Origin of the sequence: Qipengyuania algicola, assembly GCF_042492175.1 — a bacterium.
In the GTDB taxonomy this organism is placed as follows: domain Bacteria; phylum Pseudomonadota; class Alphaproteobacteria; order Sphingomonadales; family Sphingomonadaceae; genus CAJXSN01.
Genome location: NZ_CP170453.1, coordinates 1,119,723 through 1,132,450, shown reverse-complemented (window position 1 = coordinate 1,132,450; position 12,728 = coordinate 1,119,723). Strand labels below are relative to the sequence as shown.

Below are 12,728 nucleotides of genomic sequence, written 5' to 3'. Positions count from 1 at the left end.
GCCATGCGTGCTGACATGGATGTCAGTAAGCTGCCGAACCACCATCCCCTTGGCTGGGATATAGAATTCGAACCCACGACGCTGCCCGAAATGTTTGCGGCGACGACGGCCGAGCGGCTTTCCGCTCCGCTGCTGCATTTCATGGGGCGGACTTACAGCTATTCGCAGCTCTATACTGAGGCCACGGCCTTTGCCGCCGGTTTGCGCGAACGCGGCATCAAGCGCGGCGACCGGGTCGGCCTCTTCCTGCCCAATGTCCCTATTTACGTCGCCGCCTATTACGGCGCAATGATGGCCGGTGCGGTGGTGGTGAACTTCTCGCCGCTCTATTCAGTTGACGAGCTGTCCCAGCAAGTTGCCGATAGCGGAACCAGAGTGCTGGTCACAGTCGATGTGCCGGAGCTTTATGGTACGGCAGAGAAGGTGCTGCAGGCCTCGCAGCTCGAAACGCTGGTGGTCGGTGAACTCGCATCGATGCTCCCTACCGCCAAACGTATCGGCATGAAGCTGTTCGCCCGCAGCAAGATCGCCTCCGTCCGGTATGGCGAGGCAATCTGGCGCTGGGACGATGTGATGGTCGAGGCGGGTTGGGGCTGGTGGCTCGATTCCGAGCTGCCGGATTACCAACCGCTGGCACCGACCGATCTAGCATTGCTGCAATATACCGGCGGGACCACGGGCACGCCCAAGGGCGCGATGCTGACCCACGCCAATTTGACGGTAAACGCGCAGCAGGTCGCCGCGATCAATCCGTTCGACAATCCGGAAAACGAAGTGTTCATGGGCGCACTGCCCATGTTCCACGTCTTCGCCAACACCGCGCTTTTGAATCACGCGGTGGCCAGCGGCGGGGCTATCGCTGTGGTTCCACGGTTCGAAGTCAAGCAGGTGCTCGAGACGATCGAGAAATATGGCTGCACCGGCTTTCCCGGCGTGCCGACCATGTTTCAGGCGCTGCTCGATCACCCCGATATTGCCAAGACCGATCTCTCCTCGCTCAAAGTATGCATCTCCGGCGGCGCTCCGTTGCCTGCGCCCTTGCGCGAGCAATGGGAAGAGCGCACCGGCGTGCGGATGGTCGAGGGCTATGGCCTAACGGAAAGCAGCGGAGTGGTCTCGGTCAACCCCTATGCCGGGATCCGTCAGCCGGGCACGATCGGCCAAGTTGTGGCGCAGACAGAGGTTCTGCTGCTCGACAAGGAAGACCCGGCTGCCATCGCACCGGACGGCGAACCGGGCGAGTTGGCGCTGCACGGCCCGCAGATGATGTCGGGATACTGGAACCGGCCCGAAGCGGCGAAAGACGTCTTTGTCGAGCATCACGGCAAGCAATGGCTGCGCACGGGCGATGTTGCCGTCGTGGATGATGACGGATTTTTGCAGATTGTCGACCGGATCAAGGATATGATTGCGGTCGGGGGCTTCAAGGTCTTCCCGAGCCAGGTCGAGGACGTTCTGCTCGAAAACGACGCGGTGAAAGAGGCGCTCGTGATCGGCGTGCCGGACGATTACAAAGGCGAGGTGCCGCGTGCTTACATCACCTTGCGCGAAGGGGCGGATGCGTCTGGCGAAGAATTGGCCAAATGGCTCAACAGCCGCGTGGGCAAGCACGAGCGGGTCGACGCAATCGTCATCCGCAAGGAATTGCCCAAGACCATGATCGGCAAGCTGGACCGCAAGGCCTTGAGGGCCGAGGTCCTCTAACCGGAAATTATCTGCCGCCTGATTGCCTCAGGTGGCGATGGACAGCTGCGGATCGCCGCTGTCCTTGGCTCCTGCCGGCGCTTTCGAAGCGAGCGGCGATTGCGGCTTGGCATTACCGCTGCCGCGCGGAGCAAAGCGGCCATCGACCTGCGCGCCCTGCTCGATGGTCAGCGCATCATAATGCACATCGCCCTTGATGCTGGCAGAGCGCAGGATGACCAGCTCGCGTGCATCGATGGAACCATCGACTTCGCCGGCAAGCCGCGCGCTTTCAGCTTTGATGCCGCCTTTGACGCTGCTGCCTTCGCCCTGAACCAGCGAGGCGCAGGAAATGTCCCCATTGATCGTACCATCGACGTGGAGTTCGGTGGTGGCCGTCACGTCGCCGGTGATGGTCACATCAGCGCCGATGACCGAGAAGCTGCCGGAGCTGTTGGATTTAGCCATCGGTGCGGGCCTGGGTGCCGGCTGATCGTCGGGCTTCTTTGAGAACATCGGGGGCTGCCTCCAGGAAGGGGCGCGGATTAACCGCGCGATCATTGATACGCACTTCGAAATGCAAATGCGGGCCGGTGGAGCGACCCGTGCTGCCAATCGCGCCGATGGTCGTTCCTGCGGCAATGCGCTGGCCGACAACCGCGTTGAAACGCGACATATGGGCGTAGCGGGTCATCAGGCCGTTTCCGTGCTCGATCTCGACGGTCTTGCCGTAACCGCCCTTGTAACCGACAAAGCTGACGGTCCCTTGCGCAGCGGCATAAATGGGCGTGCCAGTGGGTCCACGAAAATCGAGGCCGGAATGCATCGCGCCTGCACCGGTAAAGGGATCGCGGCGATAGCCATAGCTTGAGGTGACGGCTGCGACATTGGCAGGCGACACCTGCGGAATACCCTTCAACCCGCGCTCCAACGCGCTCATCCGCGCGAGGCTCAGGCCAAGACGCTCGAAGCGGGGGTCGATTTCACCGCTCTGGGTGAAACGCTCGAGCGGGCCACCCATCGCGGATTGATCGGCACCGGACAGCATCACTGCCGGGTTCAGACCCAGCTTGCGAATGGCCTGCTCTGCGCGGCTTGCCCGGCGGTCGGCATAACGCGTCAACCTCTCGACAAACGCCAATTGCCGCGCTTCGAGTTCGGCCAAAGCCTTCGCTTCGGGAAGAGCGGCACTCACCTGATCGACGGTCTTGGACGTTTCGCTGGTCGAATCCGTCACAGTTTCGCCGGCTTTCGCATCGCTCGGCAAGGCGTCGACCATGTCTTCGATAAAGGTCTGGCGGCGCTCCAGATCCGACGCCACCGATCCCAGATCATCGCGATACGCCTCGACCCGCTCAGCAGCGGTGGCGACTTGCGCTTCACGTTCGAGCAACGAAAGGCGGTCGGCGGCGGCGCGATATTGCAGCCAGCTCATCACGCCCATGCTGATCGCCCAGACGAGCAGAGCAACGACAACGCCGCCCGCGACCATCTTTTGAAGACGCGATGAAACCTTGATGAAGCGCACGTTTCCTTGCGAGCGCATGAAGAACTCACGCTCTGGGAATAGGTTCGCCAATCGGCGGGCGATACCGCCGCTGTCCTGTCCTGAAAGCAAAATGACCCCGTGTCTTATTTTTTATAATGACAGGGAGGGCCGATACGCGACGAATCCTCAAAGGTCGAATCACAGGGAGGATTCCGAGGGCGAGTCGAGTGAGTCGCACGATGAGGCGTTGAAACGCCGGGAAATTAACCATGCTCGAAAACGTTGATAGGCCCGGATTCGCAGAATTCCGCAGCGTCGCGCTTGTAAAAGAAGGTCACGGGAATGTCTCTCGGATCCCCTCTGTCATGACACGGAAGGGCCGACTTGCTAGGCATCACGCCATGAGATCTTTCGACGGCAGCGGATTTCGCACTGGGGTGCGCGCCTGATGGGCCTCAGGACCGGTCTGCTCGGCGGCAGCTTCAACCCGGCCCATGGCGGGCACCGGAGAATCTCGCTGTTCGCGCAGAAGGCGCTGGGGCTCGACGAGGTGTGGTGGCTGGTTTCTCCCGGAAATCCGCTCAAACCCAAGGCAGGCATGGCGCCTTTGCAAGCTCGCTACCGCAGTGCTGTGAAGATGGCGCGGCGCGCTCCGATCCGGGTGACAGCGATAGAGCAGGAGCTGGATACGCGGTATACGATCGACACGCTGAAGGGCATCGCAAGGCGCTTCCCGAAGCGCGATTTTGTGTGGCTGATGGGATCGGACAATCTGGCCGATTTTCACCGCTGGAAGGACTGGCGCGCCATCGCGCGCACCATGCCGATTGCGACAATTGCGCGGCCCGGCTATGATGCAGCTGCTATTGCCAGCCCTGCAATGGCCTGGCTGGGAGACCACCGAGTGTCGCCAGCCCGCTTTCGCCAAAGGGCCAAATGGAGTGCACCGGCACTGATCATGATGCGTTTCGATCCTGACCCGCGCTCGGCCACGGCTATTCGCAGCGCCGATCCGGACTGGGCATCCGGGCTGGGCCAGGCTCCCTTGCGCGATCAGGTCACGCACCGACTAATCCCCGGCAGCAATCAAGCCATGGCGGGGATCGCTTGAACCGCCCGATTCGCAATTCGCGCTGCCGCACCCCATCTTTCCACAATGACAGGAGTAACCACTTCGCCGATGAACCAGGCGCATACCGATATGTCCGATCCGCAAACCCCGATAGCCGCGTTGCAGGCTAACCCGCTTCCCGATGCCGAGCCCGGCTCGCTGCACGCGCTCGTCATCAAACAGCTCGACGACGATCAGGCGCAGGAAATGGTCTCGATCCCGCTCGCCGGGAAAAGCTCCATTGCCGATCACATGGTCATCGCGTCGGGCCGTTCGACCCGGCAGGTCGCGTCCATGGCGCAGAAGCTGGCCGAGGAAATCAAGAAGGCCGGATACGGACCGGTGCGGCTGGAAGGCCTGCCCGCTGCCGATTGGGTGCTGGTCGATGCCGGAGACGTGGTGATCCACATCTTCCGCCCCGAAGTGCGCAGCTTCTACAATCTGGAACGCATGTGGGCGTTTGGCGACGAGAGCGGGGATTGAAGCTTTAGTCGGACAGCGAAGCGAGGGGGACGATGTTTTCCGCACGCGCTGGCGTCCCCAGAAAACCGGGCCCTTCGACAGGCTCAGGGCGAACGGATTCTTGGTGGTGGCGCGAGTGATCAGACTCAGCCCAGCGGCTTGGAATGGTCCGAAACCGGCAGGTTTCCTAAAGGGCGACCGCCCGCCGCCGCTTGTGCGGCGTAGCAAGGGGCGCGGATGCACCCCGCCCGCAGGGCTCAAACAAAAACACCCGCAGGGTCTATAAACAAGATGCTCCTCCACATCATCGCTCGCGGAAAGATCGCCCGCTCTCCCGAGGCCGAGCTGGTTGCGCGCTACGAGAAGCGGCTGAGCTGGCCGGTGAAGCTGACCGAACTGCCCGAAACCGGTGGCCGCATTCCAGAAGCACAGACACCCTATCGCACGGTCCTGCTCGACGAGCGCGGCAAGGATCTGCCCTCGGAAAAACTGGCGGAAACGCTGGGTCGGTGGCGCGATGACGGGATGCGCGAGACGCGGTTCGTGCTGGGCGCAGCCGACGGGCATTCGGCGCAAGACCGTGCAGAGGCCGACCTGCTGCTCGCCTTTGGAAAAGCAACCTGGCCGCATCTGCTCGCCCGCGCGATGCTGATGGAACAGCTCTACCGGGCGACGACAATCCTTGCGGGCCACCCCTATCATCGGGCAGGCTAGCCGTATGTCTCCACGCGCTGCCTTTTTGACATTCGGATCGCTTACCGGCGCTGCATTGCTGGCGCTGACCTTTGTGCCCGGCACAGCGCAGCAGGGCAGTGTTCTGGATGATCCGGAGGCGACGCGCGCCGCGATGGTGCGGGCGGAGGCCGAGGCCAAGCGCGCTGCGACGCGCGGAGCCAAGCTGGAAGAAGCCGCTCGCAAAGCCACTGCCGAAGCGGAAAAAACCGCGCAGGAAGCCGCTGCGCTGGCGGCGCGCATTCAGCAGGCCGAAGCGGGCATCGTGTCGGCCGAAGCCCGGCTGGGGCTGATCGCGACGGAGCGGGAGAAGCTCGACCGTCAGCTCGCCGCCCGGCGCGAGCCGCTCGTGCGGCTTACTGCAGCGCTCCAGAACTTCGCTCGCCGCCCGCTGGCTCTTTCGGCGCTGCGCCCCGGATCACTGAGGGAAACCGTCTATCTGAGCGCTTTGCTGGATTCGACTGTTCCGCAGGTCCGGCAGCGCACGGCGGCGCTGCGCAGCTCGATTGCGCGCGGGCAGGCTCTGGCTGCAGAGGCGGATCAGGGCATCGCCGCGCTGCGCCAGCAGGAGCAGGTTCTGGCCACGCGTCAGCGCGAATTGGCCGCCCTGGAAAGCCGCCAGCGGCTTGTGTCGCGGCAGGCCAGCGGGGCCGCAGCGCGGGAGACCGACCGGGCGCTGGCGCTGTCTGAAGAGGCACGCGATCTGTCCGGCCTGATGCGCCAATTGTCCTCCAATGCTGTGCTGCGCGAAGAATTGGCGGCGCTTGCAGGGCCGGTTTTGCGCCCGGCACAGCCCGGCACGCGGACTGGAGCGGGTGGAAGCGCGCAAACGGCCACTCCGGCGTCTCCCGCCACCGCGACCCCGCAGGCGCGGCTTGCTCCGGTTGATCTGCAGCTGCCCGTCGCAGGCCGGACCATCACCGGCTTTGGCTCGCTCACGCCCGCAGGCATCCGCTCCGAAGGGGTGACCATCGCCCCCCGCGCGGGTGCCCAGGTCATCGCGCCTGCCGCAGGGCGGGTGGCGTTTTCGGGCCCTTATCGCGGATTTGGCCGGATCGTGATTATCGAGCATGGCGGTGGCTGGACCAGTCTGGTCACGGGCCTCGCCCGAAACGATGTGAATGTGGGCGAGGAATTGGTCGCCGGCGCGCCGCTGGGCGTGGCCGGAGTCGATGATCCGGAAGTGACGCTGGAGCTGAGGCGCGGCGAAACGCCGGTCAATCCGCTCGATTATGTGGGCTAGCGTGGGGGCCGGGCGGCGACGGGGAGTTAGCGGTTGGCCGCCACGTCGCCCCCATCCGGGACACGGTCTTTGGCAGGCTGGCCAAAATCCTCATCTTCCGTTCACTCCTTTTGCGCGATAGTGTCCGCACTCTCTTGGAGAATTGCACCGATGAAGTTTGCCCCGATTGTTCGCTCCGCCGCACTGGTCACCGCTGTTGCGCTGATCCCTGCGACCACCGCCGGTTTCGCGCAGGTCGATGGCCGCGCCGGGCCTGAATTCGCCAAGCTTTTTGCAACCTATCAGCAAATCAAGGCGGCCTATGTCGATGATGTCGACAACGACAAGCTGGTGCGCGGGGCGATCGACGGGATGCTCAGCAGTCTCGATCCGCATTCCGCCTATCTCGACGGCAGCGATCTCCAGCGTCTCGAAACACTGATTGACGGGAATTATTCCGGCCTTGGCCTGTCGGTCATCATGGATGATGGCGCGGTGAAGGTCATCAGCCCGTTCCGTGGCAGCCCGGCGGAAGAATCGGGCGTGAAGGCCGGCGATTTCATCACCCATCTCGACGGGACGCTGATTTATGGCGGCGAGCTGGACGATGCGGTGCAGAAAATGCGCGGGCAGGCGGGCACCAACATCACACTCACCCTGTTCCGCCCGGGCCGTGACGAGCCTTTCGACGTCACCGTAACGCGCGGCGTGATCGAGCTGGAGCCGGTCACCCACGAGCTGAAAGAAGGCAATATCGGCCATATCAGCGTGAACGAGTTTTCGCGCGATGTCGGCTCGGACGTCTATGCCGCATGGGAAAAGATCAAGGCCGAGGCCACCGGCCGGGTGAACGGTCTGGTACTCGATCTGCGTTCCAATCCCGGCGGTTCGCTGGATGAAGCCGTCGCGCTGTCCGACCTGTTCCTCGACAGCGGCGCCATCGTCTCGCAGCGCGGGCGCACCCGTTCCGAGAACCTGCTTTACCGGTCTGAAACCGTGTTCCGGGGCGATATGGCCGCCGGGGTTCCGGTTGTTGTGCTGATCGATGCAGGCTCTGCCTCGGCCAGCGAGATCGTTGCTGGCGCTTTGCAGGATCACCGCCGCGCGCTCGTTATGGGTGAGCGCAGTTTCGGCAAAGGCAGCGTACAGTCGCTGCTGCCGCTGGGGCGTGATGCTGCGCTTAAGCTAACCACGGCGCGCTACTACACGCCTTCGGGCCATTCGGTTCAGGAAGGCGGAATTAAGCCCGATATCCGCGTGCCGCAATTGTCCGATCCCGATCTGGCGCGGCGGACCAAGTATCAGATGCGCGAGTCCGATTTGCGCGGACATCTGGTCAACGAGCTGGGCCTGAAGGACGAGGAGTTGGAGAACGACAAGACGATCGATCCCCGCTTCATCAAGACCGCCGAGGAGCTGAAGGCAGAGGGGATCGAGGATTTCCAGCTGCATTATGCACTGCAAACCCTGCGCCGCACCACGCCCAGCTCCGTAGCCCTGCGGGACTAAACCGGCGGCATGACCGAAACCCCCAATGTCCGGCTCGCGCGCCAGATATCACTGGCCGTGCCGTCCCTGCTTCTGGCCGGGGCCTATCTCGGTGAATTCGGCTTCGGGCTCTATCCGTGCGAGATGTGCTGGTGGCAGCGCTGGCCGCATTTTGCTGCGATAGCGTTGGGGCTGGGAGCCAGCTTCATAGGCCCTTCGCGCGTATGGACCGGCTTGGCCGCCCTGGCTATTTTAGCATCCGGTCTGATCGGGCTGTTTCATGCCGGCGTCGAATATGGCTGGTGGGAAGGCATCACCGGCTGCGCCACCACGGCCGGGCCGGGCGAAGATGTGCTCGATTCGATCATGAATGCGCCGATTGTGCGGTGCGATCAGGCACCATGGGACTTGTTGGGCGTTTCGCTGGCAGGTTGGAACTTTTTGATATCGGCAGCGGCGGCAGGCGTGATCCTGTGGCTGATTGGCCGGAAGGATACACACGCGGCATGACAACGGCGATGACGAAGGACGAGATCGACCGGATGATCCGGGTCGATCAGGCTGGCGAATTCGGTGCAACGCGCATTTACGAAGGCCAGCTAGCGGTGATGGGCGACCGCGGGCCGCATTCGGGCGAAATTCGCGCCATGGCCCGGCAGGAAGCGGTTCACCGCGAGGAATTCGATGCCTTGATGGCCGAACGCGGCGTGCGCCCCACGGCGCTGCAGCCGTTCTGGCATGCGGCGGGCTACGCTTTGGGCGCGGCCACTGCCCTGATGGGTCCGGAAGCCGCCATGGCCTGCACCGCCGCTGTCGAGGAAGAGATCGACAAGCACTACTCCGAGCAATTGGACCGGCTGGAAGAAACCGGTGCGGATCCGAAGCTCGCCGGAATGATCGAGCGGTTCCGCGAGGATGAGCGCGAGCATCTCGATGCTGCACTGGAGGCAGGCGCCGAAAAGGCCCCGGCATATCCTCTCTTGTCGGGCATAATCCGGCTGGGCTGCAAGGCAGCGATCAAGGTGAGCCAGCGCATCTGAGCGGGAACCGTCCCACCGGCTCGTTCGCTCGATGGGTGCGCACTTCAGATGATATTCAGCGAATAATGCGCTAAACAGACACCAACGGGCCTTTCGCCTGTGAAAGGGTTTTCAATGCAGACGCGTTCCATTCTTCTCTCTCTCGCCGCAGCAAGCATTGCCATGGCCACCCCGGCCGCCGCGCAGGATGCGGGCGGCGACCGGGTCAATATGGTCATCGTCTATGGTGATGATGAAGTGCAGCCGCCCGCCAATGCGGATGAGATCGTGGTTGTGGCCCGTCTGCCCGAGAGTGAGCGCTTCCGTATTCCCGAAAGCCTGCGGTTCAGCAGCGACCCCGCCAACACGGCCTGGGCCGAGCGGGTCGAGGCATTTGAATTCGTGGGCGATTTCGGTGCTCTGTCCTGCTCCCCGACCGGAGCGGCAGGCTATACCGGCTGCACGCAGGAACTGATCGACATCGCTTACGGCGAGAAGCGCGAGGCTTCCAGCGTGCGGTTCGGCCAGTTGATTGCCGAAGCGCGCGCAGAACGGCTTTCGACAATCGACGAAGACGCCGCCATCCGACAGGCCGAAGTCGAAGCGATCGAGCGTGAATATCTCGAGCGGCTGGAGCGGGAACGCGCCGCCCCGGTGGGTGACGAAACGCTTGATTCGCCGGCTGCGACGGCGGACCGCGAAGTCGAGCCTCTGGCGCTGCCGCCCGAAAGCTGAACTGCGCCGAGACCGGCTTCCCTAGTTTTCTGATGCAGGCTAGGCATGCCTTAACCTATCGTGGTTAATGGCGGGCAGATGAGCACCCATTCCGGCCCGCAACGCACAATCCTCACCATCTTCGGCACACGCCCGGAGGCTATCAAGCTGTTCCCGCTCGTCCATGCGCTGGACGCAGACGATCGGTTCGACAGCCGCGTGTTGGTGACGGGCCAGCACCGCGGAATGCTCGATCAGGTCCTCGAAATCGCCGGAATCACGCCGCATGATGATCTCGATGTGATGCAACCGGACCAGACGCTGGATGCCCTGACCGCGCGCCTGCTGACCGGGATCGGCGAAGTGATGAACCGGGTGCAGCCGGATTACGTTGTGGTGCAGGGCGATACTGCCACCGCCATGTGCGGTGCTTTGGCCGCCTATTACCGCAAGGTCCCCGTCTGTCATGTGGAGGCAGGACTGCGCAGCGGGGATATCTATCATCCATGGCCCGAAGAGGTGAATCGCAAGGTCATCGGCAGCTTTGCCGCGCTGCATTGCGCGCCGACCGAAGTCTCGCAGAATGCCCTGCTGCGCGAGAATATCGATCCTTCCATCGTTCACGTCACCGGCAACACGGTGATCGACGCGCTGCATTGGATAACGGCAAAAGTGGAGGCCGAGCCTGCCTTGGCGAGTGGCCTGGCCGATGTCGAGGCGCGCTTTGCGGGCAAGAAGATCATTGGCATGACCAGCCACCGGCGCGAGAATTTCGGCGATGGCATGCGGGCCATTGCCGATGCGGTGAAGCGGATCGCCGCGCGCGATGACGTGGCGATTATCTTCCCTGTGCACCTCAACCCCAATGTGCGGGCGGTGATGAATGACGAGCTTGCAGGAATGGACAATGTCGCCCTGCTCGAACCACTCGATTATCCGCATTTTGCCCGCCTGCTGGATATTTCGCACTTGATGCTGACCGATAGCGGCGGGGTGCAGGAAGAAGCGCCCGCGCTCGGCAAACCCGTGCTGGTCATGCGCGAGACGACCGAGCGGCCCGAGGGCGTCGATGCCGGAACGGCCAGGCTGGTCGGCACCGATGCGGATACGATTGTGACCGAAGTCACCCGTCTTCTGGATGATCCGGCGGCCTATGCGGCCATGGCGCAGGCGCATAATCCGTTTGGCGATGGCCACTCGGCACAGCGGATTGCGGATTTGCTGGCACCGAATTGACGCTCACAGAGGCGCAGAGGCACGGAGGGGCCGAGGCTTTCTTGTGGGGTTGTTATTGAATTGCTTCGCAGAGCGTAACGGTAAGTGTTCCCCTTAAGGCGGCGGGCGCCGCATTCTTCCTCTCTGTGTCTCCGTGCCTCTGTGAGGGCCAAAACCGCCCAGCGTTACCGCAATCTTTACCTTGCCCTGCCAAGGCTGACGGACAGAAACGTCACCAGCAGGAAGCACCGCACTATCATGATCGGCGAAAACAAACCGGACGTCTGCGTCGTAGGCCTCGGCTATATCGGCCTGCCCACAGCAGCCGTGATTGCCAGCAGCGGCTGCCCCGTGACTGGGATCGATATCACCCAGAGCGTGGTCGATACGATCAATCGCGGCGAAATCCATATCGAGGAAGTCGATCTGGATGGTCTGGTGCGCAGCGTCGTCCAGCGCGGCACATTGAAAGCCAGCACGCAGGTGCAGCCGGCCGATGTTTTCGTGATCGCCGTACCCACGCCCTTCGCCAAGGACGGCAACCACACGCCCGACACCAGCTATGTGATGAGCGCGGCAACCGAAGTCGCCGGTGTGCTGAAAGCGGGCGATACGATCATTCTGGAATCGACCTCGCCGGTCGGCACGACTGTGGCGATGCGCGATCTGATTGCGGGCTTGCGTCCGGACCTGGCGATGCCGGGCCTGAGCGAGAAAACGCCGGACATTTCCATCGCCTATTGCCCGGAGCGGGTCCTGCCCGGCAAAATCCTCGAAGAGCTGATCCGCAATGATCGTTCCATCGGCGGGATCACGCCGCGCTGTGCGCGCAAGGCGCTGGCTTTCTACAAGCGATTCGTGCGCGGTGAGTGCGTGACCACCGACGCCGCGAGTGCGGAAATGACCAAGCTGGTCGAGAACGCCTACCGCGACACCAACATCGCCTTTGCCAACGAGCTGAGCATGATTGCCGATGCGCAGGGCCTCGATGTGTGGGAAGTGATCCGCCTCGCCAATCGTCACCCGCGTGTGAACATCCTGCAGCCTGGCCCCGGTGTTGGCGGCCACTGTATCGCGGTGGACCCGTGGTTTATTGTGCACGGCGCGCCGGAGCAGGCGAAAATGATCCGTCAGGCCCGCGAAGTGAACGATGCGAAGATGCACCACGTTCTGGCGCGTGCCAAAGAGCTGGTGGAAGACAATCCGGGCGCACAGATCGGTTGCCTCGGCCTCGCTTTCAAAGCGAATATCGACGATTTTCGCGAGAGCCCGGCGCGCTATGTCGCAGCGGCCCTGGCCCGTGATTACGGATCACGCATCAGCGTGGTGGAGCCTTATGCCGCTGAACTACCGAAAGAATTCGATGGCAGCGACGCTGCTCTCGTTGATATCGACACGGCGCTGGAAACCTGCGGCGTGCTGATCGTGCTGGTGGACCATGACGTGTTCAAGGTGATCCCGGCAGAGGAACGCGCCGGGGCCGTTGTGTACGATACGCGCGGTATCTGGCCCGATGCGCAGGTGAAGTCTGCGGCTCCGGGTCTGCGACTGGCGAGCTGACCGGGCGAAATCCCGCCCTTCGACAGGCTCAGG

General features: G+C 63.0%; 13 protein-coding genes. 11 read left to right on the top strand and 2 right to left on the bottom strand.

Translation table 11 applies throughout. The annotated features are described in order from the left end of the window. Positions 1–3 precede the first annotated feature (3 nt). Positions 4–1,704 (top strand): long-chain-fatty-acid--CoA ligase, encoded by a 1,701-nt coding sequence (locus ACFCW2_RS05405; RefSeq protein ID WP_379548603.1) that lies wholly within the window; start codon positions 4–6, stop codon positions 1,702–1,704. Positions 1,705–1,731: 27 nt separating this feature from the next. Here ACFCW2_RS05405 and ACFCW2_RS05400 read toward each other — a convergent pair whose 3' ends face one another. Beyond that, complete coding sequence (locus ACFCW2_RS05400) at positions 1,732–2,151, bottom strand: bactofilin family protein (RefSeq protein ID WP_379548602.1); 420 nt, start codon at positions 2,149–2,151, stop codon at positions 1,732–1,734. After that, positions 2,144–3,229 carry a M23 family metallopeptidase gene (locus ACFCW2_RS05395; protein ID WP_379548601.1) on the bottom strand — a complete coding sequence of 362 codons (1,086 nt, stop codon included), beginning with the start codon at positions 3,227–3,229 and terminating at the stop codon, positions 2,144–2,146. The genes ACFCW2_RS05400 and ACFCW2_RS05395 overlap by 8 nt, the downstream gene beginning before the upstream one ends. Positions 3,230–3,620: 391 nt before the next feature. Between ACFCW2_RS05395 and ACFCW2_RS05390 the strand changes: the two genes are divergently transcribed. The 10 genes from ACFCW2_RS05390 (at position 3,621) to wecC (ending at position 12,695) form a co-directional block, all read left to right on the top strand. Next, positions 3,621–4,283, top strand: coding sequence for a nicotinate-nucleotide adenylyltransferase (locus ACFCW2_RS05390; RefSeq protein ID WP_379548600.1), 663 nt, complete (start codon positions 3,621–3,623; stop codon positions 4,281–4,283). Positions 4,284–4,373: 90 nt separating this feature from the next. Continuing rightward, positions 4,374–4,766: a ribosome silencing factor gene (gene rsfS / locus ACFCW2_RS05385; protein ID WP_379548932.1), complete on the top strand. Its 393-nt coding sequence runs from the start codon at positions 4,374–4,376 to the stop codon at positions 4,764–4,766. 270 nt (positions 4,767–5,036) lie between these two features. Continuing rightward, on the top strand, positions 5,037–5,459 hold the full coding sequence (locus ACFCW2_RS05380; RefSeq protein WP_379548599.1) for a 23S rRNA (pseudouridine(1915)-N(3))-methyltransferase RlmH: 423 nt from the start codon (positions 5,037–5,039) through the stop codon (positions 5,457–5,459). 25 nt (positions 5,460–5,484) lie between these two features. Beyond that, entirely contained in the window at positions 5,485–6,720 is a 1,236-nt protein-coding gene (locus tag ACFCW2_RS05375) for a murein hydrolase activator EnvC family protein (protein WP_379548598.1), read from the top strand. A 150-nt stretch (positions 6,721–6,870) separates the two neighbouring features. Continuing rightward, positions 6,871–8,208, top strand: a complete 1,338-nt coding sequence (locus ACFCW2_RS05370) for a S41 family peptidase (protein ID WP_379548597.1) — start codon at positions 6,871–6,873, stop codon at positions 8,206–8,208. A 9-nt stretch (positions 8,209–8,217) separates the two neighbouring features. Continuing rightward, entirely contained in the window at positions 8,218–8,697 is a 480-nt protein-coding gene (locus ACFCW2_RS05365) for a disulfide bond formation protein B (RefSeq protein ID WP_379548596.1), read from the top strand. An 8-nt stretch (positions 8,698–8,705) separates the two neighbouring features. Next, on the top strand, positions 8,706–9,227 hold the full coding sequence (locus ACFCW2_RS05360; RefSeq protein ID WP_379548931.1) for a demethoxyubiquinone hydroxylase family protein: 522 nt from the start codon (positions 8,706–8,708) through the stop codon (positions 9,225–9,227). Positions 9,228–9,341: 114 nt separating this feature from the next. Further along, complete coding sequence (locus ACFCW2_RS05355; protein ID WP_379548595.1) at positions 9,342–9,941, top strand: hypothetical protein; 600 nt, start codon at positions 9,342–9,344, stop codon at positions 9,939–9,941. Between the two features lie 78 nt (positions 9,942–10,019). After that, positions 10,020–11,156 (top strand): non-hydrolyzing UDP-N-acetylglucosamine 2-epimerase, encoded by a 1,137-nt coding sequence (gene wecB / locus ACFCW2_RS05350; RefSeq protein ID WP_379548594.1) that lies wholly within the window; start codon positions 10,020–10,022, stop codon positions 11,154–11,156. 237 nt (positions 11,157–11,393) lie between these two features. Continuing rightward, positions 11,394–12,695 (top strand): UDP-N-acetyl-D-mannosamine dehydrogenase, encoded by a 1,302-nt coding sequence (gene wecC, locus ACFCW2_RS05345; protein WP_379548593.1) that lies wholly within the window; start codon positions 11,394–11,396, stop codon positions 12,693–12,695. Positions 12,696–12,728: the final 33 nt, after the last annotated feature.

Bases quoted from the DNA above. Each gene is read 5' to 3' on its own strand.
- ACFCW2_RS05360 (WP_379548931.1), top strand. From the start codon at position 8,706: ATGACGAAGGACGAGATCGACCGGATGATCCGGGTCGATCAGGCTGGC.
- ACFCW2_RS05405 (WP_379548603.1), top strand. From the start codon at position 4: ATGCGTGCTGACATGGATGTCAGTAAGCTGCCGAACCACCATCCCCTT.
- ACFCW2_RS05400 (WP_379548602.1), bottom strand. From the start codon at position 2,151: ATGGCTAAATCCAACAGCTCCGGCAGCTTCTCGGTCATCGGCGCTGAT.
- wecB (WP_379548594.1), top strand. From the start codon at position 10,020: ATGAGCACCCATTCCGGCCCGCAACGCACAATCCTCACCATCTTCGGC.
- ACFCW2_RS05390 (WP_379548600.1), top strand. From the start codon at position 3,621: ATGGGCCTCAGGACCGGTCTGCTCGGCGGCAGCTTCAACCCGGCCCAT.
- ACFCW2_RS05355 (WP_379548595.1), top strand. From the start codon at position 9,342: ATGCAGACGCGTTCCATTCTTCTCTCTCTCGCCGCAGCAAGCATTGCC.
- wecC (WP_379548593.1), top strand. From the start codon at position 11,394: ATGATCGGCGAAAACAAACCGGACGTCTGCGTCGTAGGCCTCGGCTAT.
- ACFCW2_RS05370 (WP_379548597.1), top strand. From the start codon at position 6,871: ATGAAGTTTGCCCCGATTGTTCGCTCCGCCGCACTGGTCACCGCTGTT.
- ACFCW2_RS05395 (WP_379548601.1), bottom strand. From the start codon at position 3,229: ATGCGCTCGCAAGGAAACGTGCGCTTCATCAAGGTTTCATCGCGTCTT.
- ACFCW2_RS05380 (WP_379548599.1), top strand. From the start codon at position 5,037: ATGCTCCTCCACATCATCGCTCGCGGAAAGATCGCCCGCTCTCCCGAG.
- ACFCW2_RS05365 (WP_379548596.1), top strand. From the start codon at position 8,218: ATGACCGAAACCCCCAATGTCCGGCTCGCGCGCCAGATATCACTGGCC.
- rsfS (WP_379548932.1), top strand. From the start codon at position 4,374: ATGTCCGATCCGCAAACCCCGATAGCCGCGTTGCAGGCTAACCCGCTT.